This is a genomic window from Arthrobacter sp. K5, assembly GCF_040448525.1.
GTDB classification, from domain to species: domain Bacteria; phylum Actinomycetota; class Actinomycetes; order Actinomycetales; family Micrococcaceae; genus Arthrobacter; species Arthrobacter globiformis.
Genome location: NZ_CP159279.1, coordinates 4,607,105 through 4,631,547, shown reverse-complemented (window position 1 = coordinate 4,631,547; position 24,443 = coordinate 4,607,105). Strand labels below are relative to the sequence as shown.

The window sequence follows — 24,443 nt, the reverse complement described above, 5'->3', positions numbered from 1 at the left end:
ATGCAGCTCAGCATTGATCTCACCGGCCGCGAGGTCCTGGTCACCGGTTCGGATTTCGCCGCCCGCCAGGCCGTCCGCCGCTACGAGGCAGCCGGCGCCGTCGTCTCGCGCCTCAGCGCCCCGCAGGGTGCCGGGCACGACGGCCCCCTGCCCGAGCGTCCGTTCCTGGTCGCGGCGGTCGACGACGGCCAGGCCGGCTGGGAGCCGCTGCTGGACCGCTGCCGCGCCGCCGGCATTCCGGTGGCGGCCGAGCCGGCCGCCGGCCGGGCCGGCCACGTCACCCTGGTTGGCGGCGGTCCGGGCACCGGCGAACTGCTGACCGTGGCGGCCGTCAATGCCCTGCGCGATGCCGACGTCGTGTTCTACGACCGGCTGGCCCCCTACCAGGAGCTGGCATTCCTCACCTCCGCCGAACTGGTCGACGTCGGAAAGCGCCCGGGACATCACAAGGTGAGCCAGGGCGACATCGAGAAGCTCATGGTCGCTTCCGCCCTGGAAGGCAACAACGTGGTGCGCCTCAAGGGCGGCGACCCGTACGTCTTCGGACGCGGCGGTGAGGAAGTTGCTTCCTGCGTCGCCGCCGGCGTCCCCGTCCGCGTCATCTCCGGCGTGACCAGCGCGATCTCCGTGCCGGCCGCCGCCGGCATCCCTGTGACCCACCGTGAAGTCAGCCACATGTTCACCGTTGTGTCCGGCCACGCGCCGCTCACCGAGAAGGAACTGACGCACCTGGCCGGCCTCGGCGGGACGATCGTGGTGCTGATGGGCATCGGCACGCTGCACCACCTCGCCGCCGGCCTGCGCCGCGCCGGGATGCGCGCGGACATGCCCATGGCAGTGGTGGAGCGCGGCTACCGGCCGGGCCAGAAGACCACCATCGCGGAACTGGGCACCATCGCTACTGCCGCCGCCGGCTGCAGCAACCCCGCCGTCCTGGTGATCGGCGAGGTGGTGCGGGTGGCTGAGGCCAACCGCGGGCATGCCGAGGCCGCGGCGGAACTCGACCGCCTGGCGGCCTCGCTGCTGGGTTCGTGATAGGCATGAACGCAATGAATGCACTGGCCCCCACTGAAACAGCACCCACCGAGGCAGCACCCACCGAAACCGCGCCGGAGGCGGCTGCCGAAGCCCCGTTGGAGGGTTTCCGGATTGGCGTGACATCCCACCGCCGTTCGCGGGACCTCATCGAGGCCCTGGAACGCCGCGGTGCCGAGGTGCTGCATGCCCCGGCCCTGAAGATCGCCCCGGTGAACGAGGACATCAGCCTCATCGAGGACACCAAGGCGATCATCGCGGCCAAGCCCGACCTCTGCATCGCCACCACCGCCTACGGCATGCGCCGCTGGTGCGAGGCGGCGGACGCGTCGGGGATCGGTGAGCAGCTGCTGGAAACCCTGGGCGCCTGCCGGATGTTCGTCCGCGGACCCAAGGCCCGCGGCGCCGTGCGCGCGGCCGGCCTGGCCGACGTCGGCATCAGCAGCGACGAGACCACGGCGACGCTGGTGGACATGCTGCTGGCGGAGGGCGTGCGCGGCAAGACCGTTGCCGTGCAGCTGCACGGCTACACGGATGTCCGCCAGCTCGAACGGCTGCGCATGTCAGGCGCCACGGTCCTGACCGTGACCCCCTACCGCTGGGTCAAGCCCGACGGCGCCGACCGGCTCCCCCGCCTGATCGAGGCGGCGTGCAGCGGCAACCTGGACGTCCTGACGTTCACCAGTGCCCCCGCCGTGGACGCCATGTGGAGCACTGCCCATGAGATGGGGCTGTACAAGCAGCTTGTGGAGAGCCTCAAGACCACCGTCACGACCGCCGTCGTTGGTCCGGTGACGGCGCAGCCGCTGCTGGACGCCGGCATCACCCCCCTGGTGCCGGAGCGGTTCCGGATGGGCGCCCTGATCCGGCTGGTGTGCGAGCACCTCGCGCTCAACCATGTGCGCCGCCTCGACACGCGCTCCGGAAACGTGGAACTGCGCGGCCGGTCGCTGCGCATCGACGGCGAAGCGGTGGAAATCGCCCCGGCGCCGCTGCTGCTGCTCCGTGCGCTCCTGGGCGCCGGCGGTGCGGTCCTGTCCCGGGAGTCGCTCTCCGAGCTCCTGGAACTGCGCGGCTCGGTGCACGCGCTGGACATGACGGTCAGCCGGCTCCGCTCCTCCCTGCCGGACGGCAAGCTCGTGGAAACCGTGGTGAAGCGCGGCTACCGCATCCGTGTCTAGCGGCCGCGCCAGCCCCGGTGTGATGCGAATAACAGAGGGAGTTTTTGTACAGATAATGGCCCCAAAACGTGGTTTAGGGCGCGATATCTGTACCAAAACTCCCTTTTGTTACCGGGTGGTAAAAAGCAGCGAACAGCCGGGGACAATTCCGCAATGGCAGGGAAACACCCGCGAAAAATGCTCCCCCTAGGCTGGGTCCCATCAGCACAACAGGGCCCGAGACCGGCCCGCCTGGTGCAGCATTCGAAAGGGCCAGCACATGTCCGCTCCGGCACAGTTTCCGTCCATCGCCACCGTTACCTCCACCGATCCCTCATCCGGACCGGCCGCTGACGCCGCTACGAAAATCCTCATCGCCGGTGCCGGCCCGGCCGCCCAGGCGCTGGTGGCCCAGTTGGCCGCAGCACAATTCGCCGGGACCGTGACGGTGCTGAGCAGCCGGGACGACGCCCCTGACGACCTGCTGGAACTGGCCGCCCTGCCGTTTGTCTCCGTGCGCTTCGGCCAGCCCGCCAGCCACATCGACGCCACCGCCAAGGTGGTCACCACGGCCGACGGCATGGAATTCCCGTACGACGAGCTGGTCATCGCCACCGGATCGGCCCCGGTGCACTCGCCGGTGGACGGCTCCGGCCGCTGCCTCAACTACTCCACCATCGACGACGCCGCCAAGATCGGCCACGCCGTCAAGGAAGTCACCCGCGTCCTCGGCCGCAGGCCGCTGGGCATTCTCGTGGGCACCGGTCCCGCCGCCGGCCAGGCCGAAGCGGTGCTCCGCGCCCGCGGCGTCCGGCCGGTCCGCACCACTGCCCGGCCCGCCGCCGTCGTGCCAACCCTTGCCGGCTCCGTGCTGCCGGCCGCCGGCATCGTGTTCGAGGACGGCAGCCGCATGAACGGCGACCTCGTGGTCCTCGCCGAGGACCGCACACCCCGGGACAGCCTGGCGGCCGCCGCCGGCGTGGAAACGGCAGCGTCCGGCGGGGTCGTCGTCGGCCGCGACTTCCGCTCCTCCGTGCCGGGCATCTGGGCCATCGGCGACGCCGCAGCGTTCGACGGCGTGCGGCTGGGCCTGCTGGTGGCGTCCGGGTCCGCTGCCGGCGTCTGCGCGGCCGAGCTCATGGCGGCGCTTTCGGCGGGGCAGCTGGCTACCGCTGCCTAGCGTTCCTGCTGTGGCAGGATGGTTCGCAAGGACGCTGCGACACCCGGGGCGTCCTTCGGCCAACAGCCCATGGAAAGGACCAGCATGAGCAACGAAGCCAGCCCCGGAACGGGCACCGCCACCAGCCCCGCAGGATCTCCGGCGGAGGGTAGCGGGGCGCCGGGCATCGCTTCCTTCATCGACCACACGCTGCTGAAGCCGGACGCCGGCGAGGCGGAAGTCCTCAGGGTGTGTGCCGAGGCCGCCGAGTACAAGTTCAAGTCGGTGTGCGTGAACCCGGTGTGGGTCAAGACGGTCAAGAGGGCGCTCAAGGGCACCGGCGTGCTCACCTGTTCCGTGGTGGGTTTCCCGCTGGGCGCCACGCCCAGCGATGTCAAGGCGTTCGAGGCCCGCGGTGCCGTGCTGGACGGTGCCGACGAAGTGGACATGGTCATCGACATCGCCGCGGCCAGGGCCTCGGACAGGGGCGCCCTGGTGGACGACATCAAGGCCGTTGCCGAGGCCGTCCACGCCGGAGAGGCGATCCTCAAGGTCATCATCGAGACCGCCCTGCTCACCGATGACCAGAAGGTCCTGGCCTGCGAAGCGGCCGTGGAGGCCGGCGCCGATTTCGTCAAGACCTCCACGGGCTTCAACGGCGGCGGCGCCACCACCGCGGACATCGCCCTCATGCGGCGCACCGTAGGCCCGGACCTGGGCGTCAAGGCCTCCGGCGGCGTGCGGTCCCTTGAGGACGCACAGGCTATGATTGCTGCAGGTGCAACACGTATTGGCGCCAGCTCCGGTATTGCAATCGTCAAAGGCGAACAGGGTTCGTCTGCGTACTGACCGGCGGCAGCCACAGTTTGAGCCCCGCGGGGCCGAGGAGGAATGAATGTCCAGCAAGATCGACCAGCAAGTGAAGACGCCCCAGAACGAGAACCCCCTGGCCGGCAGCATCGTTCTCTTCGTGGTGATCATGGCCCTGTTCCTGGGCGCCATCTACTCGCTGTCCTTCCTGTCCTTGGAGAACCCGTGGCCGATGGCCGTGTGCCTTGGCCTTTTCGCCCTCGCATTCTGGATCCCGCAGACCATCACGGGCCGCTCCGATTCAGCCGGCGAATACTAAAGACCAACTGAACTAAAAAGCCGAAGCCCCGGACTGTGTTTGAACTGTCCGGGGCTTCGGCTTTTAAGCTATTGAATCAGGGCAGCCCCAGCAGGCTGCTGGCCAGCCGGCCGGCCAGGGCCAGCGCGGCAGGAAAATGCGTGCCCGCCAGCGACCACGCGGCCAGGCACATTCCCACCATGGCGTAGCCGCTCACCGGTATCAGCACCAGCCACTCCCGCCGGGACCCCGCCCGGCCCAGCAGCGGGATGGAGAACGCGCCGTTGGGCCGCCAGAAATTCCGTAACACCCACAGCCGGCGGAGGAACCTTGGCGGTTTGATCACCAGCGGCCAGAGGAGCGGAACACCGCCGGTGGTCACTATGTCGCCAACGATGTGGACCACGACGCCGATCAGCATGGACATGGGCAGCCAGGTCCACTGGTGGGGCGCAAACCAGGTCACCAGGCCGGCCATGACCAAGGCAAAGACCCAGTTGGTGATCCACCCGGACTTCGGAAACAGTTTCAGCGCCTTGGCGGCGATGTTGATCATGAACATGCACAGCAGCCCGGCACCAACGGACAGCACACCCCACGGAGTGTCCATCTGGATCTGCGCCGCAACGGCGGCGAGCAGCACGAACATGGCCGCCCCCAGCACCGAATGCGTGCCTTGCCGGTGGCCGCCGCTGGCATTCTCGATGCCTACGGCGATCATGTTGGACAGCGGCGGCAGCGAGTGTGCCACGGTGCTGGAGCGGTGGTCCCAGTCGCACACCAGGGCGGTGCCCGCCGTCGCCATGCCGCCGATCAGCACCCCGGTGGCGTCCAGCGGGTACCAGCCCAGGGTGTACGGGCCCGTCGCGGCAACAGCCACCCACGCCGCGGCTCCTGACGCGGCGTGGTGTCCTCCCATCACGGCTAGCCCTTGGTGGCTTCGAGCGGGACCGGGGCGTCGGCGAAGATGTTGCGGATGACGCCGTCGGCCCATTCCAGGATTTCGGCGTCCTGCAGGTCGCGGCCGCCGATCCTTGCCGTTTTCGGCTTGGGGATGAGCACGGCGTCGAGGGCGGGCTTGGACTGCGCGCCCGGGTACATGCGGTTGAGCCGCATGGTCTTCGATTCGGGCAGCTGGGCCGGGGAGAACCGGATGAAGTTTCCCTGCAGGGCGACGTCGGAGAGCCCGGCTTCGCGGGCACCCACCCGGAAGCGCGCGACGGCGACCAGGTTCTGGGCGGGCAGCGGCGGCTCACCGTAGCGGTCCACGAGCTCGGCGAGGACCTCGTCGATCGCCTCGTTCGTGACGGCGGACGCCAGCTTCCGGTAGGCCTCCAGCCGCAGCCGTTCGCCCGGGACGTAGTCGTGCGGCAGGTGCGCGTTGACCGGCAGCTCGATCTTCATCTCGGCGGCCTTCTCCTCGGCTTCACCGCGGTATTCGGCCACGGCTTCGCCCACCAGCCGGATGTAGAGGTCGAAGCCGACGCCCTGGATGTGGCCCGACTGTTCACCGCCCAGCAGGTTGCCGGCGCCGCGGATTTCCAGGTCCTTCATGGCCAGCTGCATGCCCGCGCCGAGCTCGTTGTGGGTGGCCACGGCCTTGAGCCGTTCCAGCGCCACCTCGCCGAGCGGCTTCTCGGAGGGGTAGAGGAAGTAGGCGTAGGCCCGTTCGCGTCCTCGGCCCACGCGCCCGCGCAGCTGGTGGAGCTGCGACAGGCCGTACTTGTCCGCGCCGTCCACGATCAGGGTGTTGGCGTTGGAGATGTCCAGGCCGGTTTCGATGATCGTGGTGCACACCAGGACGTCGAAGCGTTTCTCCCAGAAGTCCACGATGATCTGCTCCAGCCGGCTCTCGGACATCTTGCCGTGAGCCACCTCGACCCTGGCTTCGGGGACGAGTTCACGGATTTTGGCCGCGGTCTTTTCGATCGTGGACACGCGGTTGTGGACGAAGAACACCTGGCCCTCGCGCATCAGCTCACGGCGGATGGCGGCGGAGGTCTGCTTGTCCGTGTACGGCCCCACATAGGTGAGCACGGGATGGCGCTCCTCCGGCGGGGTGGCCAGGGTGGACGTTTCGCGGATGCCGGTCAGCGACATTTCGAGCGTACGCGGGATCGGGGTGGCGCTCATGGCCAGGACGTCCACGTTGGTGCGCATCTTCTTCAGCGCTTCCTTGTGTTCGACGCCGAAGCGCTGCTCCTCGTCCACGATCACCAGGCCCAGGTCCTTGAACTCAAAGTCCTTGGACAGCAGCCGGTGCGTGCCGATCACCACGTCCACGGAGCCGTTCTTCACGCCCTCGGCGGTTTCCTTGGCCTCCTTGGACGCCTGGAACCTGGACAGCGGCTTCACGCGCAGCGGGAACCCGGAGAACCGCTCAGTGAACGTCTCGTAGTGCTGCTGCGCGAGGAGGGTGGTGGGCACCAGCACCGCCACCTGCTTGCCGTCCTGCACGGCCTTGAAGGCGGCGCGGACGGCGATCTCGGTCTTGCCGTAGCCGACGTCGCCGGAGACCAGCCGGTCCATGGGGATCTCCCGCTCCATGTCGGCCTTGACCTCGTTGATGGTGGTGAGCTGGTCCGGGGTCTCCACGTACGGGAAGGCCTCCTCCAGCTCGCGCTGCCACGGCGTGTCCGGGGCGAACGCATGGCCGCGCGACGCCATCCGGGCCGAGTAAAGCCGGATGAGCTCGCCGGCGATTTCCTTGACCGCCCGGCGCGCCTTGGACTTGGTGCTGGCCCAGTCCGCCCCGCCCATCTTGCTGAGCACGGGGGTGTCGCCGCCGACGTAGCGGGTCACCTGGTCCAGCTGGTCGGTGGGCACAAACAGCCGGTCCCCCGGAGCCCCGCGCTTCGACGGCGCGTATTCCAGCACCAGGTACTCGCGCACGCCGTCCCCGCCGCCGGCCACCTTGCGCTGGATGAGCTCCACGAACCGGCCGATGCCGTGCTGCTCGTGCACCACATGGTCCCCGGCCACCAGCTGCAGCGGATCCACGGCGTTCCGCCGCTTGGAGGGCATGCGGCGCATGTCCTTCGTGGAGCCTGCGGAGGTGCGGCCGAGCAGGTCGGCCTCGGTCAGGAGACCGAGTTTCAGTCCGTCCAGGACAAAACCGCGTCCGACGACGGCGGTCGTCACCTCGATGATCCCCGCCTGGGGTTCGTGGTCCAGTGTGTCCACCCGGGCGCAGGGGATGTCGGCGTCGTGGAACAGTTCGGCCAGGCGCTGCGCCGGGCCCGGGCCTTCGGTGGCCACCACGATCCGCCACTGGTCCCGCACGTGCGAGCCGATGAAGTCCATCATCTCCGCGACGTCGCCCTGGTAACCGCGCGGTTCACGGGCGTGGAGGTTGAGCACGTCGATGTCCGGTGTCAGTTCCTCGTCCGTGGCCAGCGACGTGATGGACCACCAGGACACCTCGTTCCCGAGGGCCGCGGAGCGGGTCTCGGCGAGCGAGCGGAAACTGGCGGAGTGCAGGGCCGCCGACGCCTGCGAGCTCAGATCCAGTGGCGCGGTTCCGCCGTCGGAGGCCGTGGACCACGCGGCTTCCAGGAACTCCTCGTTGGTGGCCGCGAGGTCGTGCGCACGGGTGCGGACCTTCTCCGGTTCGATGACCACCGAGATGGAACCCGCGGGCAGCTGTTCCATGAACGGGACCATGGCGTCCACGAGGACAGGCGCCAACGATTCCATGCCTTCCACGGCAATGCCGCCAGCGATCTTCTCCAGCATGTCGGCAGCCGCGGGAAGCTGGGACTTCAGCGTCGCTGCCCGGGACATCACCGAGGGCGTGATAAGAATTTCGCGGCAGGGCGGGGCATGGAGTTCGGTGGGGTGATGCAGGCCGGGCGAGGACAGCGAGCGCTGGTCGGCGACGGCGAACCAGCGCATCTGGTCCACCTCATCGCCGAAGAACTCCACCCGGATGGGATGGTCCTCGGTGGGCGGGAAAACGTCCAGCATGCCGCCGCGGACAGCGAACTCGCCACGGCGGGTTACCATGTCCACGCGGGCGTAGGCGGCGTCTGCAAGGTTCTTGACGACACTGCTGAAGGGCGCCTCCTGGCCGACCTTCAGCGTCACCGGAACCAGGTCCCCCAGGCCGGCCACGATCGGCTGGAGCACGGCACGTACGGGGGCCACCACCACCCGGAGGGGTCCCGCTGCGTTTTCCGGGTGCGCTGCGTTTTCCCCATGGGCAGCGTCACCCTGATGGGCTGAGTCTTCGGGGTGAGCAAGGCGCCGCAGGACCGACAGCCGGCGGCCCACCGTGTCCGAGCGCGGGGAAAGCCGCTCGTGCGGGAGGGTTTCCCAGCTGGGGAACTCAGCCACGGCGTTGGCGGGCAAGTAGGCGCGGAGCGCGGCGGCAAGATCCTCGGCCTCGCGTCCCGTAGCGGTGACGGCCAGGACAACACCCGGTGCGGCGTGGTCAGCGGCGGAGCCCCCGTTTCCCGCAGCGTTCAGCAGGCCGTCCGCCATCTCCGCCAGGAGAACGGGCCGCAGGCCTGCCGGGGCGCTGATCTGGTAGTCCTCGCTGCGGACGCTGAAGCTCCTCCCCGCCTCGGACTGCACGCGGGCGAACGTCCTGTCCGCATGAAGGACACGGCGCAGGCCGTTGAGGGGCAAGCCATTGGCGGGCTGGCCTTTGGGGCTCAGGCCTTTGGAGCTCATGGGCAGGATCTCCTGGAATCTCAATCGAACGCAGGCAACACGAAAAGCCGAGATTCTTGCGAATGCCGGGGCCTCCAGCCTACCCCTGAGGGCACACCGGCAGCATCCGGGTCCCTGTGCCGCATTGCTAAGCTTGCTGAGCAGGTGAAGTTCGGCACAGCCCGAAGATCAGCCAAGCCAGCGGATCAGCACAGCCATACCGCCGCCCCCAAGGAGACTCCCGTGAGCGACCAGACCGGAAATGACAGCAGCGGAAATGACAGCAGCAACGGCGGCACGACAGGAGGCGGCAGCACCCCCGACGCCCGGACGGTGCTCGTTACGGGCGCCACAGGGTACATCGGCGGGCGGCTGGTCCCCCGGCTGCTGGACGCCGGCCACCGCGTCAAGGTGCTCGTAAGGTCCCCGGAGAAAATCACCGGCGTGCCGTGGTTCGACGACGTGGAGGTGGTCCGCAGCAGCCTCGACGACTCCTCGGCACTGCAGGAAGCCCTGCAGGGGGTCGACGTCCTCTATTACCTGGTCCATTCCATGGCAGCAGGCTCCGGTTTCGAAGCCAAGGAAAAGGCCATGGCCGAGCTTGTGGCCGGTGCCGCCGCGGCTGCCTCGGTCCGGCGGATCGTCTATTTGGGCGGCCTGCACCCGCGCAACACGGCACTGTCAACGCATATGCGCTCCCGCGAGGCGGTGGGCGAGGTATTTCTTTCCGGCCCGGTCGACGCCATCGTGTTCCAGGCCGGGGTGGTGATCGGTTCCGGCTCGGCGTCGTTCGAAATGATCCGCCACCTCGCCGAAACCCTGCCCCTCATGCCGGCACCCAGCTGGGTCCGAAACCGGATCGAAGCCATCGCCGTCCGGGACGTGCTCTACTACCTCGTCGGAGCCGCCGCACTGACGGAACCCCTCAACCGCACCTTCGACATCGGCTCCCGGGACGTCCTGACGTACGCCGGCATGATGAAGGAGTACGCAGCCGAGGCGGGCCTGCCCACGCGGCCGGTCCTGGCACTGCCGGTGCCGGCACCCAGGCTGGCCGGATTGTGGGTTGCCCTGGTGACCCCGATTCCGCTGTCCATGTCCGTGCCGTTGGTCCAGTCCCTGCAGCACGACGCGGTCTCGGCCGAACACGACATCGACACCTACATCAAACAGCCCGACGGCGGCCTGACCGGCTACCGCAGGGCCGTGGCCCTGGCGCTCGGCAAGGAACGCGACGGCCAGGTGGAAACCATCTGGGCAAACGCCGGCGCCGATGCCGACCCACTGCCGAGCGACCCCGGCTGGGCCGGGCACAGGGTGTACGTCGACGAGCGGACCTTCGCCAGCGACGTGGACCCGTCGCACGTGTGGACAATCATCGAGGGGATCGGCGGCCGCAACGGCTGGTACTCGCTCCCCCTGGCCTGGAGCGTCCGCGGCTGGCTGGACAAGCTCTCAGGCGGGGCCGGCCTGCTCCGCGGACGGCGGCATCCGCACCATCTGGTGGCCGGTGAAGTGGTGGACTGGTGGCGCGTGGAACGGATCGAGCGCGGCCGCCTGCTGCGGCTACGGGCCGAAATGCGGGCCCCCGGACGCGCCTGGCTGGAGCTCTGCGTGGAGCCTGACGGCACCGGAAGCCGTTACAGCCAGCGGGCGATTTTCTTCCCCAAGGGACTCAGCGGGCGGCTCTACTGGCTGGCCGTCCTTCCGTTCCACAGCATCATCTTCCCGGCCATGTCCCGCAACATTACCGCGGCGGCCCGGAGGCTGGCGGCCGAGGAGAAATCCGGCGTCGCAGAGCCGGTGCCGGAGGTCCCGGTGCCGGGGAAGCACGGCCAACCCCGTAGGATGTGGTGAGCAAAAAGCGTTCTGACCCCACAACGACGGAGGATCAATGGCACTGAGTGCATCCACCACCCTTCCCCACGGCGTCGACAGCGTCACCGCAGTCTTCGCGAACGAGGACTTCCAGCGCCACACCAGCGAATACGTCGGCGGCACCCTCGAGTCCTTCACCGTGGCGGGCGACATCGCCGGAGAGTTCAGCACCACGTCTGTGCGCACCCTCCCCACGACGCGTCTGCCGGAAATCGCCCGCAAGTTCGTCGGCGAGAGCCTCAAGGTGACCCAGGTGGAAAACTGGGACGCGCCGGCAGCCGACGGTTCGCGCCAGAGCACCATCTCGCTCAAGATCGCCGGCGCGCCGATCGACGTATCCGCGGTCCAGCGTCTCGTGGCGGACGCGGGCAGCACGCGGGTTGAACTCGAAGGCAACGTCACGTCCTCCGTGCCGTTCCTGGGCGGCAAGATCGCCGACGCCGCCGAGCCCATGGTGGGCAAGGCGCTGAACATCCAGTCGCAGCAGGCCCAGGCCTGGCTCGAAAGCCACTAGTCCTGTGGACGTCCCTGCCTTCCTTGCCCTGGTCCTGGTTGTTTCGGGCGTGTGGTCCCTGGTGGTGTGGCCGCAATTCCTGCGCCGCGTCATGAAGGACCCGCGGGCACGGGACGCCGCTGGCAAGGCCACGAAGTTCCTCACCGTCCACGTGGTCCTGGTGACGGTATCCATGGTTTTGGGTGCCGCCACAGCTGCCATTGGAATCGCGGCGCTCGTCAGCTGAACGGCGCCGGCTAACCGGTTCCGAAGAAGGTCCGCTGGTTGATCTGGTCGAAACCCAGGGTTTCGACAACCACCAGCGGGCCTTCGCCAGCCGGATAGGCTGGGGGCGCGTGGTGCGCCGGGAGGTCTGGCCGGCGCAAAAGGCAGTACCGCCGCGTCCGGGCAGGACGGTTAAACGTCCGGGCAGGACGGATAGTGAGGTGCGGTCAGGCTGCCTGGTTCAGCGCGTCCTCGGCCGCAACCCAGGAAATCATGGCGCACTTTACCCTCGCCGCGTAGCGGGCCACGCCCTCGAAGGCGGCGGCATCGCCCAGGATTTCCGGGTCGGCAGGGATTTTCCCGCGGGAGCGCAGGACCTCGCGGAAGTTCCCGATCACCGAGCGGAGTTCGTCCACTGTCATGCCCTCGGCCAGCTCGCTCAGCACGGAGGCCGAGGCCATGGAGATCGAGCAGCCGGCCCCGTCCCACGCCAGCTGCGTGACCGTGCCGTGGTCAACGGCCACGCGCAGGGTGACCTCGTCGCCGCACACGGGGTTGAGCTGGTGTGACTGCCCCGTGGACGCGCCGTCCGGGGCAGCCGTTTCTGCCAATCCGCTGCCATGCCGGGCCTTGGAGTGGTCCAGGATGATCTGCTGGTAAAGCTGGTCGAGGCTCATGGTGGGGTACCTGTCGTCGGGGGTCCGGGCCCTAGGCCCGGAAGTAGGCGCGGACGCCGGACACGGCGTCCAGGAATTCGTCCACGTCGTCGGTGGTGTTGTACAAGTAGGCGCTGGCCCGGGTGGTGGCCGTCAGGCCCAGGCGCCGGTGCAGCGGCTGCGCGCAGTGGTGGCCCACGCGGACCGCGATGCCCCGCGCGTCAAGGAACTGGCCGACGTCGTGCGCGTGGACACCGGCAACGTCAAAGGCCGCCAGGCCGATGCGGTCCTGGCCTGCGGCCGGTCCCAGCACGCGGATTCCGTCGATGGCTTCCAGGCCTGCCACCATTCGCTGGCCGAGCCCGGACTCCCAGCGGTGCACCCTGTCGATGCCGGTTTCCGTCAGATAGTTGACCGCCGCGGCAAGGGCCACTGCCTGGGAAATTTTCTGGGTCCCGGCCTCGAACCGCTGCGGCGCGGGGAGGTACTCTGCGCGTTCCATGGTCACGGTGGTGATCATGGAACCGCCGGTCTGGACCGGCGGGAGCACGTCCAGGAGCTCCTGCTTGCCGTACAGCACTCCGACGCCGGTGGGTCCTAGCATCTTGTGGCCGGAAAACACGGCGAAGTCGACATCCAGCTGCTTGACGTCCAGGGCAAGGTGCGGTGCCGACTGGCACGCATCCAGCACTACGAGGGCGCCTGCCCGCCGGGCGAGGGCCACAAGGTCGCTGACCGGGTTGATGGTGCCCAGCACGTTCGAGGCGTGGGTGAACGCCAGCAGCCTGGTGCGCTCCCCCACGATTTCCGCTGCCTCATCCATCCGCAGCACCCCGGCGTCGTCCAGCGGGATGTGCCGCAGCGTGGCACCGGTCCGGTAGGCCAGTTCCTGCCAGGGAATCAGGTTGGCGTGGTGCTCCATTTCGGTGACCACGATTTCATCGCCCGGCCCGAGGGCCAGGTCCCGCAGCCTGGCGTCGCCGCGTCCCTGGGCTGCCCACAGGGCAGCGTTCGACAGCGCGTAGCTGATGACGTTGAGGCCCTCGGTGGCGTTGGAGGTCCAGACGATCTCCTCATAGGCGGCCCCGACAAAGTCGGCGACGGTCTGCCGGGCGTCCTCGAACACCTCGGTGGCCTCGACGGCAAGGTGGTGGGCGCCGCGGTGCACGGCAGCGTTCCGCTGCTCGTAGAATTCCTGTTCCGCCTCGATCACGCTCAGCGGATTCTGCGACGTGGCACCCGAATCCAGATAGATGAGCGGGCGGCCGTTGACCGTCTGGTTCAGCACGGGAAAGTCGTTGCGGATCCGCAGGACCTCGGCATGGTCCATCGCAGAAAGGGCACGCGTCAGCGTGGTTGGCGTTGATACTACGGCCAATGGGACTCCTTGGGTGCCTTGAGGTACCTCTCAATTGTCCCACAGCACCTTTGCCGGCAGCACGGGCCGGCGATGCACTCCCGGAGCCCATACACACTAAGGGCGGCCCTCGTCTGTGCGGGCCGCTCCCTGCGATGCCGATGCTCCGGCGTACTACTCGACTGGTAGTTGTAAGGACCGGCGACGGCTGGGGGGAGAGCCTCGGTCTCAGAAGGCTCTGACGTCGCCGGCCCCGCCTTACCCGGCCCCGAGGGACCGGAAATCTGGTGCGAGACCTGGAAAATCTGGTGGCAGCTTCGGGGGGAGATCAGCCCTGCTTCCGCTGCCACTATTAGTTAATCGCGTACCGGCGCCCGCGGCACCAGTATCATGTACTCGTTTTTCTGAGTACTTAACTACTGGTTCCCGCAGGTAGCGATGTCCGCCGCGGAACCGCGCGGAATTTGCCCGGCGGGCCAAAAAAACATCTTTGGGGAAAGCGCTACTTCTTCGGAGGCGCCACTTCTTGGGAAGGGCTACTTCTTCGGGAGGGCGAGCGCGAGCTCGTCGCGCCGGCGGACGCCGAGCTTGACGTAGCTGCGGTACAAGTGCCCCTCGACGGTCCGCACGGACACCATCAGCTGCTGGGCGATCTCGCGGTCGGAGAGGCCCTGCACGGCCAGCTCCACGATGTCCCGCTCTCGGCGGGTCAGGTGGACACTGGGGACGGAGGCAACGAACGGGCTCTCCCGGAACCGCTCGCCCAGCTCCTGATCGCATTTCTCCCGGTGCGCGATCGCCTGGCGGGCGCGTCGCCGCTCCCCTGCTTCGTCCAGCAGGGCACCGGCCCTGGCGTACGCCTCGCGCGCCAGGTTCAGCAGGCCCGCCTCCTCCAGGGCTGCGGCCGTGTCCATCAGGACATCGGCGTTTTCCGAGGCCCAGGCCTGGGCCAGCTGCCGCCAGCCGGCAGCCCACCGCCCCTCAACGGTAGCGGCGAGTGCGGCGAGTTCCTGCGCCAGCGACCGCTCACCAAGATCGGAGCAAAGGATGAGGCACTCCATCCTGGTTCCTGGATGGCCCGTAACGGACTCGGACCCCGCAAGCTCACGGAGCCTGTCCAGCCCGCTGCCCTTTCGGTCAAGGTATTCGGCCGCGGCGGCCGCATAAGCTTCCGCAACTGCGTCGCAGCCAGGTCCGCTGGCGTGCCTGGCCGAAATAAAGTCCTGTTCGAGCCGCTTCGCCTGCGCGGTGTCGCCTAGGCGTGCTGCCGCGTAGAAGGCAAGCGACGAGCCGAACCTGAATTCCTGCAGCGGGTCATTGACCCGGAGCGCCTCGACCGCGGGCAGGAGGACCTGGTAGGCGCGTTCCAGCTGCCCCTGCCGCAACAGCCCAAGGCCCCGCAGCGCCTGGATACCGCCGCCGAAGGTCGAAGCGCCCTCGGTGCGCTCAGCCGGGTATCCGGACAGTTCATGTTCGGCCGACTCCCAGTTGCCGGCAGCGAGGGTGCTGAGCGCCAGCCGGGTCAGGACGAACTCGTTGAAGAAGTAGAGGCCGCCACTGAGCGCGGGCAGGAAGGGGCCGGCGGCGGCCGCGGCGGCGTGGGCCTGGTGCGACCGGCCGGCGGCAACCAGCGCCTGGGCAAGCAGGGCCTGCGCCACGGCGTGCTGTGTTGCTTCGACGCTCGACGCAGTGTCGGGCTCCGTGGTTCCCAGCTCCGCGATGACCCCCATGATGCTTTCATGGTCGCCGGCGGCGGCCATCTCCAGCAGGCCAAGGATCCTGTCCTGCCAGGCGTCGGCCGGCGCGATCCCGGCTTCCTCGAGCAGACGGCGCGATTCAGCCCTGAGCACGGGCACGGATTTTCCCAGCGCCAGGTGGGATGACGCCCTGAGCATGAGCACCTGCGGAGCCTCCGGGCGGTCCGCCAAGTCAAGCCAGCAGCTGTCAAGGAGTTCGGCGGCCTCGCGGTACTTGCCCTCGTTGAAATGGGCCCTTGCGGTGATTGTGAGCGCAAGGGGCTGCAGCTCCGGGGCCTGCACGTGTCCGGCCATGAGGCGCGCGCCGGCGTTGTTGAAAGTGGTCGCAGCCAATAATCCTGCATCCAGCAGGTCCTGGTCTGACACCTCCAGGCCGCATTCCAGCGACCATTCGACCAGACGCAGCCTGCCCTCGGCGCTTGCGGCCGCGGCGTCCAGGTGGGCGTCAAGCTTCTGCCGCAGCTGCAGGCTCCGCGAGACCGAAACATGTTGCCGCATCGATTCGCCCAGGATGGCATGCGTGAGCCGCAGCTCGGAGTGCGGCGCTGCCGACTCGCTCACCACCTGGTTGTCCAGCAGGGAACGCACGACGCCGGCACCGCAGACGTCCTCGATCAGGCCGCGGGATACAGGCTCCGCCAGGGCGATCACCTTAAGGGCGTCCTGTTCCTCCGGCGTCCGCCGGAGGAGATCCTTGACCACGAGGTCCGACAGCCTGGGCCCGTCTGCTGGCAGGGGGCCGAGCAGCACCCAGATCCCGTTCCGCTGGACCAGCGTTCCGGAAGCTGTTGCGTCGCCCAGCAGGCAGTCGAGGAGCAGGGGGTTGCCGCCCGAGGCGGACCACAGCGACTGGACGGTGCTGACGGGAACGGTCCCCTGGAGGGTGTGTTCCACCACCTCCCTGACCTGCTCGCCGTTGAGCGGCCGGAGATCGATGCGTTCTGCCAGGCCGTCATACCAGAGCTGGTTCAGGGCCTGGGGCAGGCCGGGCCGCGGCCGCCCGGCTGCCAGCACTGTCGCCCAACCGGCCGAGGTCATGTCCACCACCATGCTGGCCGTGGCCTCATCGAGGTGGTGCGCATCGTCGACCACCAGGAGCACGGGGGTTTCGCTGCCGCCCTTCAGGTCGTTGCTTCCCCTTAGCTCCTGGAAGTGGGCCCAGACGGCCCGCAGCACCGCCACCGGCGAGTCCGCTTCCTCGGGGGCGAGGCCCGAGGTGTAGGGCGCCAACACGCCGTAGGGGACCTTGGCCAGCGAGGCGCTGCCGTGGACGCGGAGCACCGTCATCTCTGCCGACAGCTTCTCCCGCACGGCGTCCGTAACAGATGTCTTGCCGACCCCGGGGCCCGCCATCAGGTAGACCGCCTGGCTGGCTCGGCTCCGGATGACCGTGCAGACATGCTCTATGGCTTCGCGGCGGCCGGTGAGCTGCCGGCGCTCGGAGTCAGCCTTGGCACCGCGGCCATTGGACGCGACGCCGTGGGACGAGGTGTTGCCCGAAACGCTGTTTGCTGGGGAGCTGTTAGACGAGGCCAGGCAGATCACCCCTGGAAGTCACGCCGAGCTTGGTGAAGACCTGGTACAGGTGGCCCTCCACGGTTCGGACCGATACGCCCATCTCCAGGGCGATGTCCCGGTTGGATACGCCCCTTCCGGCCAGCCGGGAGATCTGGCGTTCACGCGCGGTCAGGAGCGGGCTTCCGCTGCTGGGAACGATCGGCAGGCTAGGCACCGTAGCGGTGAGGCTGTCCAGCCGGGCCTGGGCAACACGGGCGGAGGCGGAATCGCCGGAATGGCGGGCAAAGTCGACGGCGAGCGCAACGCACCGCGCTTCCACGGCGTCGAGCTCCAGTTCGGCACACAGGTGCGCGCCTTCCAAGAGAACCTTGGCGTCCTTGGTGCGCGTGCCCACGGCGATGAGGCGCGAGATCTCCGCGAGGGTCCCCTGCCGGTGGCCCGCCACCTCCTCCATCAGGCGGAAGTCCTCATCGGTTCCGTTCACGGTGGCGCCGAGCAGGCTGATCCCGGCCAGGGTGAAGCGGCCGGCATCGATGTCGCGGTGTGCTGCCTTGAGCAAACGCTTCACGGCATCGGTGTCCCCCAACCAGCGCCCGGCCATGTCCGCACAGAACTCGGTGACGAACAGGGTGCCGAAGTTGCAGTGCCCGCGCACTCCGCGGAGCTTATCGAGGTACTTGTGCGCCTGCCCGGCATTGCCGATCTGGGCGTAGGCGAAGGCCGTGGCAGCGTAAGCGGCCTGCAGCATGTTCAGGACAGGGCGGAGCTCCAACTGGGCGACCGCGGACAGCAGCGAATCCAGGGCTACCGCGCCACGGCCGGAGAATACGTACGCGATTCCGGTGGCAAGTTCCGTGGCAGACGTGCGGTAGGCCAGCCTGCGTTCTTCCTGCCCCTGGGGCGGGCCGACGAGTTCCAGGCACCGTTTCCACTGCCCGGCCTGCAGCAGCACGTTGAACGCCGTCATCGCGAACCGTTCGCGCAGGCCGGTCAGCGGCCCAGCATCCGAGAGCTGGCCGCCGACGCGCCGCATCAGCTGGAGGGCGTCCATTTCCCGGCCGACCGCCGACAGGGCGTGCATCAGGATCAGGGCCGCCTGGATCCTCAGGCCGGGATCCTTGTTGACCGCGGGGTCGGAGGCTTCCTCCAACTCGGTGATCATGGAGGCGTAGTCGCCGATGAAGGACTTGTATTCAAATTCGGCCAGGGTGATGACGTTGGCCGCGACACCCACGGGTTCGGGCCAGTTGGCTGCCACTCCGCCGGCGACGCCGAGCCTCTCCCGGGCGGCCGCCAGCTCGTCCGGCACGTTGTCACAGAGCTCCGGCAGCCAGACCATTACCCGCGTTTTGGCTGCCACCACGCGGGCGAAGGCCTGCTCGCCGAGCCCGTTCAGCTGTGCCTGGGAGATGTCCTCCAGCGCGGCCATTGCCTGCAGCGGCAGGTCGAGCAGCAGGTACGCCGTTGCCTTGTACAGCTGCGCTTCAACCCAGACGTCGTCGGTCCTCTTGATGCCTTCAACGCAGGAGATCGCGAACCGCGGGTCAAAGAGCTGCACGGCCGCCTCCGCCGCGGCCACCGCCATGGCAGGGCTGAGTTCGGCCTGGCACTCCTTGGTCCAGGCGGCGAACTCGATCCGTTCCTCCAGGGTCAGTGCGGACAGCTCGGGTTCGTGGCCGCGCAGCAGCTGGGTCCGCAGTTCACGACGGCGGGAGATGCTGAGCCAGGAGCGCACCACGTCCCCAAGGTACTGTTCCCGCAGCGAGACCCAGCGGTCCCCGGTGTCGGCCACGGTCAGCAGCCCGGCGTCCTCCATGTCGGCCACGGTGGCTGTGCCGTAGATTTCGGTCAGCCTGGCCAGCGGGACACGCCGTGCACACGCCAGCATCTCGATGATCTCGCGGGTTTCCGGCTCTTCCCGGGTCCAGCGGGACCGGACGATGTCATCCAGCCCGGTGGCGCCGTCGAGCACCACCCTGTCCCGCAAAGTCCAGACGGAATCGGACAGGACGAGGTTTCCCGACTGCTGCTGCTCCGTGACGAGTGCCTTGAGCAGGAGCGGATTGCCGCCCACGATGGCGTGGTAGGTGCTCACCAGCGAAGCCGAGACCCGGTGGCCCAGCAGCGTCAGCAGCACCTGCCGGGTCTGCAGTTCGTTGAGGTTGTCCAGCCGGACTTCCGTCAGCCGCCTGTCGGTGAGCAGCCAGTGGAAGTCCGCCGGCAGATCGCTGGTGCTGGGCGCGATGGCGATGACGCGGGCGGTGTGCGTCAGCATGATGTTCAGGATGACACCGGCGCTCATGTCGTCGATCTGGCCGGTGGTGTCCAGGGTGATGACGCACTCGCGGCCGGCGGCGTCGGACCGGATCAGGGAGGTGATGCCCTGGAGGATGGCAGTCGGGGAGGCCAGCGCGGACTGCGGAAGCCTGGCCAGGAGGAAGGCGAGGCAGCCGTAGGAGGTTTGGGAACCTGACAGGGGGCTGCGCAGTTGCAGTGGCCAGACGTCGGGACCGAGTTCGGCCACGGCGGTGCGGGCGAGCGAGGATTTCCCCACACCGCGGGCACCAGTGATGACTACGCCCAGGGACTCGGGATCTGTCAGCGCAGTGCGGATGGCTTCAAGGTCTGCGCTGCGCGCCGGAACCGACCATCGTTGGAGGTCCGTTCCGCCCGCGACGCCCACCGGTCCCGCCAGCACGCCCGCCGTAGACCCACGTCCCCAGCTCAGTGGCTCAATTGACATGAACTTTTCCTTACATCCCGCCCGGCAGGATAAAGGCTCCATCGCCTCCCCCGCTTAGAAAGTAGACTACCCCGTTACTTTGCAGGGATATAGGGCACTGCGTTCACATTTCGCAGACCTTGATGCGACCTTGAGGTTCGCGCGGCGGGGAGGGGAAGGCGTGACCGGCTGTGCTACACCTTGGCGGTATGGAACTGCTGCTGCGCGGCCGTCAGGCCCTCCCTGACCAGGAGCTCGACGGCGTCGGCGGCGTCATCGAGCAGGAAGGGCAGTTCCTTCCTTTCGGCGGTGCCGAAGTCCCGCAGCACGTAGTCGGCGGTGTCCATCCGGCCCGGTGGCCGGCCGACTCCCACCCGGACGCGGAGGTAATCCTTGGTGGCGAGGGCCTTGGAGATGTCCCGGAGGCCGTTGTGCCCTCCCTCACCGCCGCCGATCTTCAGCTTCACAGTATTAAAGGGAATGTCGATCTCGTCATGGACGGCCACCACGCGGGAGGGCTCGACGTCGTAAAACCTGGCGAGCGCCGACACCGGACCGCCGGAGACGTTCATGTAGGTACCGGGCTTGGCCAGCACCACGCGGGGGCCGCCGATCCCCAGACGGCCTTCAAGGACGGCGGCCCTGGCCTTGTGTGCCTTGAACTTGCCGCCAATGCGCCCGGCCAGCCCGTCGAGCACCATTTGGCCGACGTTGTGCCGGTTGCCGCTGTACTCGGGTCCGGGGTTGCCAAGGCCTACGATCAGCCAGGTGTCAGTCATGAATCAATCCTAAGGCGGGGGTGGGCCCGCAAATGGGGCGGGGACGGCAGTGGCCGGGCCCGAAAAGGACCCGGCCACTGATCCGCGCTGCGTGCAACGCGGAAAGGGTTTGTGCCCGAATTACTCGGCAGCAGCCTCTTCGGCCGGAGCAGCTTCTGCTGCGGCTTCCTCTGCTTCGCCTTCTTCGGCCTGTGCCGTGGCCTCGGAGATGTTGACGACCAGGGCCTCGGCGTCGGCCAGCAGGACGGAGCCCTTGGGGAGCACGAGGTCGGAGGCGTGGATGTGCTCGCCGGCGGCGCGGCCCTCGATGTTCACCTCGACGGACTCGGGCAGGTGGGTTGCCTCTGCCTCGAGGGAGACGACGGTGAGTTCGAGGTTGTGCACGGTGCCGGGAGCGGTTTCGCCCACGACGTGCACGGGAACGTCCACGGTGACCTTCTCGCCCGAGCGCACGGTCAGGAGGTCGATGTGCTCGATGATCTGCTTGATCGGGTCGCGCTGGACGTCCTTGACGAGGGCCAGGTGGCCTTCACCGTTGAGGTCGAGGGACAGCAGGGCGTTGGCGGTGCGCACCGCGAGGGTGGTGGCCTTGGCCGGCAGGGTGATGTGGATGGGCTCAGCGCCGTGGCCGTAGATCACGGCGGGGATCTGGCCGGCGGCGCGGGCGCGGCGGGCGAAGCCCTTGCCGAATTCGGTGCGTGCTTCTGCTGCGAGCTTCTGCTCAGACATGTGAATCTCCTGGTGGATATGTTGGTTCAGCAAGGGCGGAGGTCTGGAGTGACCTTCAACGCCGGGCGGCCCGAAGGCGGCCCCACCAGAAGGGTGATTCAGACCCAGTCGATAACGGAGACCAGCAGTCCGGTGTTCCGTGCATACGGTGTTCCGGAGGTGCTCTCCCTCGCCAAGGTATCGGGAAGTAGCTTACCAGTGCCCGGCCCGTTTACTGAAAACGTCCCCACCGGCCCCCTAAGCTCGCAAGCTCGCCCAGGGAACCCTGCCGGCGTGGGCCCATCCACCAGCCCCCTAAGCTCGCAAGCTCGCCCAGGGAACCCGGCCGGCGTGGGCCCGGCAACGCCGTTAGGCGTTGCCGTCGAAAAGGCTGGTGACGGATCCGTCGTCGAACACTTCGCGGATGGCCCGGGCGATCAGCGGCGCGATGGACAGCACGGTGAGCTCGGGGAAACGCTTGTCGGCGGTGATGGGCAGCGTGTTGGTGACCACCACTTCACGGGCGCCGGACTCGGAAAGGCGCCGGGCGGCGGGATCGGAGAAGACAGCGTGCGTGGCGGCGATGATGACGTCCTTGGCGCCGGCGTTCTTGAGCACCTGAACGGCGCCCGAGATGGTTCCGCCGGTGTCGATCATGTCGTCGATGAGCACACAGGTGCGGCCCTCGATCTGGCCCACCACGGTCTTGGACACGGCCTGGTTGGGCACGGTCAGGTCGCGGCTCTTGTGGACGAACGCCAGGGGCGCGCCGCCGAGGCGTTCGGCCCACTGTTCGGCCACGCGCACGCGGCCGGTGTCCGGCGAGACCACGGTGATGTTGTCGGCGCTGACGCGGGTGCGGATGTAGTCCGCCAGCAGCGGAATGGCCATGAGGTGGTCCACCGGCCCGTCGAAGAAGCCCTGGATCTGGGAGGTGTGCAGGTCCACGCTCATGATGCGGTCGGCGCCGGCCGTCTTGTACATGTCGGCCACGAGACGGGCGGAGATCGGCTCGCGGCCGCGGCCCTTCTTGTCCTGGCGCGAGTAAGGGTAGAACGGCGACACCACGGTGATCCGCTTGGCGGAGGCACGCTTCAGCGAATCAATCATGATCAGCTGTTCCATGAGCCAGTTGTTCAGCGGTGCGGGGTGCGCCTGGATGACGAAGGCGTCGGTTCCGCGGACGCTCTCCCCGGCGCGGACGTAGATCTCGCCGTTGGCGAAGTCGTAGGCGTCCACAGGCAGCAGTTCCGTGCCCAGCTCCTTGGCGATCTCCCGGGCAAGCTCCGGGTGTGCACGCCCTGCGGCGAGCACCAGTTTCTTCTCGCCGTGAGCCGTAATTTCGGTCATGGTTGCTAGCCCTCTTCTGTAGATGCGGGGGAATTTGAGGAATCAGTGCGGCCTTCGCGGGCGGCGGCGGCTGCTGCCAGTTCCGCGGACAGCGTGCCGGGACGGTTGGCGGCGACCCAGCCTTCGGCGTTGCGCTGCGCTGCCATGGACAGCGCCAGGGCACCGGCGGGCACGTCTTTGCGGATCACGGCTCCGGCGCCGCTGTAGGCACCGTCCCCCACCGTGACCGGAGCGACGAATACTGTGTTGGAGCCGGTGCGCACGCCCGAGCCGATCACCGTGCGGTGTTTCTTCTCGCCGTCGTAGTTCGCGGTGATGTTGCCGCAGCCGATGTTGGTGTCCTCGCCGATTTCGGCGTCCCCGGCGTAGCCCAGGTGGGACAGCTTGGAACCGCGGCCGATCCTGACGTTCTTGGTTTCGTAGAACGCGCCGATCTTGCCCGTCTCGCCCAGGACCGTTCCCGGGCGCAGGTAGGTGAACGGTCCAACGCTGGCTCCCGCGCCGATCTCCGCGCCGGAACCGTGGGTGCGGGTCACCTTGGCGCCCTCCCCGATGCTGACATCCGTCAGCGTGGAGTCGGGGCCGACGACGGCGTCACGCGCCACCGTGGTGGCGCCGTGCAGCTGGGTGTTGGGCAGGATCCGGACGTCCTCCGCCAGGGTCACCGTGGAGTCGATCCAGGTGGTGGCGGGGTCGACGACGGTAACACCGGCCCGCATCCAGGCTTCCACGATCCGGCGGTTGTGCTCCGCGCCGAGGGCGGCGAGCTGGACGCGGTCGTTGGCGCCTTCCACCTGCCAGCGGTCGGCGGTGACGACGGCGGCCACACGGCCGCCCGCCTCGCGGGCGAGCCCGAGGACGTCGGTCAGGTACTTTTCGCCCTGCGAGTTGTCGGTGGTGACGTGGCGGAGGGCGTCCCGGAGGACGGCAGCGTCAAAGGCGTAGATGCCGGAGTTGATCTCGCGGATCGCCCGCTCGGCGTCGGTGGCGTCCTTGTGCTCGCGGATACCGGTCACGGTGCCGTCGTCGCCGCGGAGAATGCGGCCGTAACCGGTGGCGTCGTCCAGGATCGCGGTGAGCACCGTGATCGCGTTGCCCTCGCGCTCGTGGGTGGACACCAGTTCGGAGAGCATTTCACCGGTGAGCAGCGGGACATCGCCGTAGGTGACCACGACGGTCCCGGCGACCGGCTCCTTGGCGTCAAGGGCTTCGAGGGCAACTTCGACGGCGCGTCCGGTGCCTGGCACCTCGTCCTGGTCCACGATCAGGGCGTCCGGATCGAGTTCGGTGAGGTGGGCTGCGACGCGGTCGCGCTCGTGCCGGACCACCAGGGCCAGGCGCTGGGGGCTGATGCTGCGGGCGGCCAGGAGGGCGTGGCCCACCATGGAACGGCCGCCGATTTCGTGGAGGATCTTGGGGGTACGGGATTTCATCCGGGTACCGGCACCTGCAGCTAGGACGATAACGGCGGCTGGGCCGGATTTCTCGGGGCTCACGTACGGGCTCTCCTTGCTCGGTTGCGTGTACTGCATCCGCGGCTGCCTGCGCGGCGGTGTCCGAACCTGTGCCCGGAACCGGCAACAGGGTTCATCCTACTGGACACCTCTGATGCAGCTGTTCCGCCCATAGGATTCGAACCTATACTCCACGGCTCCAAAGGCCGGGGTGCTGCCATTACACCAGAGCGGACCATGCCCGGCACTAAGCCTGGGCACGAGAACCAATTCTGCCACGAACGTTGATGCTCGTGCGACCTCGGCGCGTCCGGTGCGCCGGCACCGGACGGGGCAGCACGCCGGGGCGGGCTGGCGCCCCTGCCCGCCGCTTGACATAAGGCATGATTGGACGGTGAGCAAGAGCACAGGGACAACTGACGGTCCGGGGA

18 protein-coding genes and 1 tRNA gene are annotated in these 24,443 nt (G+C 68.2%); 8 read left to right on the top strand and 11 right to left on the bottom strand.

Features of this window, described 5'->3' with window-relative positions; genetic code table 11:
* From cobA to ABRP34_RS21070, 5 genes are all read left to right on the top strand, one after another.
* Positions 1–1,035: a uroporphyrinogen-III C-methyltransferase gene (gene cobA, locus ABRP34_RS21090; RefSeq protein WP_353711661.1), complete on the top strand. Its 1,035-nt coding sequence runs from the start codon at positions 1–3 to the stop codon at positions 1,033–1,035.
* A 14-nt stretch (positions 1,036–1,049) separates the two neighbouring features.
* The gene (locus ABRP34_RS21085; protein WP_003801928.1) at positions 1,050–2,216 is read left to right on the top strand and encodes a uroporphyrinogen-III synthase; all 1,167 of its coding nucleotides are present in this window, start codon (positions 1,050–1,052) and stop codon (positions 2,214–2,216) included.
* A gap of 259 nt (positions 2,217–2,475) precedes the next feature.
* Complete coding sequence (locus tag ABRP34_RS21080; protein WP_003801925.1) at positions 2,476–3,375, top strand: FAD-dependent oxidoreductase; 900 nt, start codon at positions 2,476–2,478, stop codon at positions 3,373–3,375.
* Between the two features lie 84 nt (positions 3,376–3,459).
* Complete coding sequence (gene deoC, locus ABRP34_RS21075; RefSeq protein ID WP_353711660.1) at positions 3,460–4,203, top strand: deoxyribose-phosphate aldolase; 744 nt, start codon at positions 3,460–3,462, stop codon at positions 4,201–4,203.
* Positions 4,204–4,249: 46 nt separating this feature from the next.
* Positions 4,250–4,483, top strand: a complete 234-nt coding sequence (locus ABRP34_RS21070) for a hypothetical protein (protein ID WP_003801920.1) — start codon at positions 4,250–4,252, stop codon at positions 4,481–4,483.
* Between the two features lie 76 nt (positions 4,484–4,559).
* Here ABRP34_RS21070 and ABRP34_RS21065 read toward each other — a convergent pair whose 3' ends face one another.
* Together ABRP34_RS21065 and mfd are read right to left on the bottom strand one after the other, a co-directional pair.
* Positions 4,560–5,381 carry a metal-dependent hydrolase gene (locus ABRP34_RS21065; RefSeq protein WP_353711659.1) on the bottom strand — a complete coding sequence of 274 codons (822 nt, stop codon included), beginning with the start codon at positions 5,379–5,381 and terminating at the stop codon, positions 4,560–4,562.
* A 5-nt stretch (positions 5,382–5,386) separates the two neighbouring features.
* Positions 5,387–9,136, bottom strand: a complete 3,750-nt coding sequence (mfd, locus tag ABRP34_RS21060; protein ID WP_353711658.1) for a transcription-repair coupling factor — start codon at positions 9,134–9,136, stop codon at positions 5,387–5,389.
* 312 nt (positions 9,137–9,448) lie between these two features.
* On the opposite strand from mfd, the gene ABRP34_RS21055 reads away from it, so the two are divergent.
* From ABRP34_RS21055 to ABRP34_RS21045, 3 genes are read left to right on the top strand one after another with little or no spacing between them, the layout of a single operon-like run.
* Positions 9,449–10,972 carry an SDR family oxidoreductase gene (locus ABRP34_RS21055; RefSeq protein WP_353713432.1) on the top strand — a complete coding sequence of 508 codons (1,524 nt, stop codon included), beginning with the start codon at positions 9,449–9,451 and terminating at the stop codon, positions 10,970–10,972.
* A 37-nt stretch (positions 10,973–11,009) separates the two neighbouring features.
* Entirely contained in the window at positions 11,010–11,507 is a 498-nt protein-coding gene (locus ABRP34_RS21050) for a DUF2505 domain-containing protein (protein WP_003801913.1), read from the top strand.
* Between the two features lie 4 nt (positions 11,508–11,511).
* Positions 11,512–11,733, top strand: a complete 222-nt coding sequence (locus ABRP34_RS21045) for a hypothetical protein (protein WP_003801911.1) — start codon at positions 11,512–11,514, stop codon at positions 11,731–11,733.
* Between the two features lie 205 nt (positions 11,734–11,938).
* On the opposite strand, the gene sufU is transcribed toward ABRP34_RS21045, so the two are convergent.
* The 9 genes from sufU to ABRP34_RS21000 form a co-directional block, all read right to left on the bottom strand.
* Positions 11,939–12,388 carry a Fe-S cluster assembly sulfur transfer protein SufU gene (sufU, locus tag ABRP34_RS21040; protein WP_003801910.1) on the bottom strand — a complete coding sequence of 150 codons (450 nt, stop codon included), beginning with the start codon at positions 12,386–12,388 and terminating at the stop codon, positions 11,939–11,941.
* 31 nt (positions 12,389–12,419) lie between these two features.
* Positions 12,420–13,745, bottom strand: a complete 1,326-nt coding sequence (locus ABRP34_RS21035) for a SufS family cysteine desulfurase (protein WP_353711657.1) — start codon at positions 13,743–13,745, stop codon at positions 12,420–12,422.
* A gap of 515 nt (positions 13,746–14,260) precedes the next feature.
* Complete coding sequence (locus tag ABRP34_RS21030) at positions 14,261–17,026, bottom strand: LuxR C-terminal-related transcriptional regulator (protein WP_353711656.1); 2,766 nt, start codon at positions 17,024–17,026, stop codon at positions 14,261–14,263.
* Positions 17,004–19,742 (bottom strand): LuxR C-terminal-related transcriptional regulator, encoded by a 2,739-nt coding sequence (locus tag ABRP34_RS21025; protein WP_353711655.1) that lies wholly within the window; start codon positions 19,740–19,742, stop codon positions 17,004–17,006. Before ABRP34_RS21025 ends, ABRP34_RS21030 begins: the two co-directional genes overlap by 23 nt.
* Positions 19,743–19,915: 173 nt before the next feature.
* A complete protein-coding gene (gene pth, locus ABRP34_RS21020; protein WP_353711654.1) occupies positions 19,916–20,500 on the bottom strand; it encodes an aminoacyl-tRNA hydrolase in 585 nt (194 codons plus the stop codon).
* 120 nt (positions 20,501–20,620) lie between these two features.
* Positions 20,621–21,229, bottom strand: coding sequence for a 50S ribosomal protein L25/general stress protein Ctc (locus ABRP34_RS21015; protein WP_003801049.1), 609 nt, complete (start codon positions 21,227–21,229; stop codon positions 20,621–20,623).
* A gap of 348 nt (positions 21,230–21,577) precedes the next feature.
* A complete protein-coding gene (locus ABRP34_RS21010) occupies positions 21,578–22,558 on the bottom strand; it encodes a ribose-phosphate diphosphokinase (protein ID WP_003801047.1) in 981 nt (326 codons plus the stop codon).
* A 5-nt stretch (positions 22,559–22,563) separates the two neighbouring features.
* The gene (gene glmU, locus ABRP34_RS21005; protein WP_043418445.1) at positions 22,564–24,054 is read right to left on the bottom strand and encodes a bifunctional UDP-N-acetylglucosamine diphosphorylase/glucosamine-1-phosphate N-acetyltransferase GlmU; all 1,491 of its coding nucleotides are present in this window, start codon (positions 24,052–24,054) and stop codon (positions 22,564–22,566) included.
* Between the two features lie 121 nt (positions 24,055–24,175).
* A tRNA-Gln gene (locus tag ABRP34_RS21000) sits at positions 24,176–24,247 on the bottom strand.
* Positions 24,248–24,443: the final 196 nt, after the last annotated feature.

What these genes read in the sequence shown, in the direction of transcription:
- mfd (WP_353711658.1), bottom strand. Translation starts at nt 9,136, where the DNA reads ATGAGCTCCAAAGGCCTGAGCCCCAAAGGCCAGCCCGCCAATGGCTTG.
- ABRP34_RS21050 (WP_003801913.1), top strand. Translation starts at nt 11,010, where the DNA reads ATGGCACTGAGTGCATCCACCACCCTTCCCCACGGCGTCGACAGCGTC.
- pth (WP_353711654.1), bottom strand. Translation starts at nt 20,500, where the DNA reads ATGACTGACACCTGGCTGATCGTAGGCCTTGGCAACCCCGGACCCGAG.
- ABRP34_RS21080 (WP_003801925.1), top strand. Translation starts at nt 2,476, where the DNA reads ATGTCCGCTCCGGCACAGTTTCCGTCCATCGCCACCGTTACCTCCACC.
- ABRP34_RS21065 (WP_353711659.1), bottom strand. Translation starts at nt 5,381, where the DNA reads ATGGGAGGACACCACGCCGCGTCAGGAGCCGCGGCGTGGGTGGCTGTT.
- ABRP34_RS21015 (WP_003801049.1), bottom strand. Translation starts at nt 21,229, where the DNA reads ATGTCTGAGCAGAAGCTCGCAGCAGAAGCACGCACCGAATTCGGCAAG.
- ABRP34_RS21070 (WP_003801920.1), top strand. Translation starts at nt 4,250, where the DNA reads ATGTCCAGCAAGATCGACCAGCAAGTGAAGACGCCCCAGAACGAGAAC.
- ABRP34_RS21010 (WP_003801047.1), bottom strand. Translation starts at nt 22,558, where the DNA reads ATGACCGAAATTACGGCTCACGGCGAGAAGAAACTGGTGCTCGCCGCA.
- cobA (WP_353711661.1), top strand. Translation starts at nt 1, where the DNA reads ATGCAGCTCAGCATTGATCTCACCGGCCGCGAGGTCCTGGTCACCGGT.
- ABRP34_RS21025 (WP_353711655.1), bottom strand. Translation starts at nt 19,742, where the DNA reads ATGTCAATTGAGCCACTGAGCTGGGGACGTGGGTCTACGGCGGGCGTG.
- deoC (WP_353711660.1), top strand. Translation starts at nt 3,460, where the DNA reads ATGAGCAACGAAGCCAGCCCCGGAACGGGCACCGCCACCAGCCCCGCA.
- ABRP34_RS21085 (WP_003801928.1), top strand. Translation starts at nt 1,050, where the DNA reads ATGAATGCACTGGCCCCCACTGAAACAGCACCCACCGAGGCAGCACCC.
- sufU (WP_003801910.1), bottom strand. Translation starts at nt 12,388, where the DNA reads ATGAGCCTCGACCAGCTTTACCAGCAGATCATCCTGGACCACTCCAAG.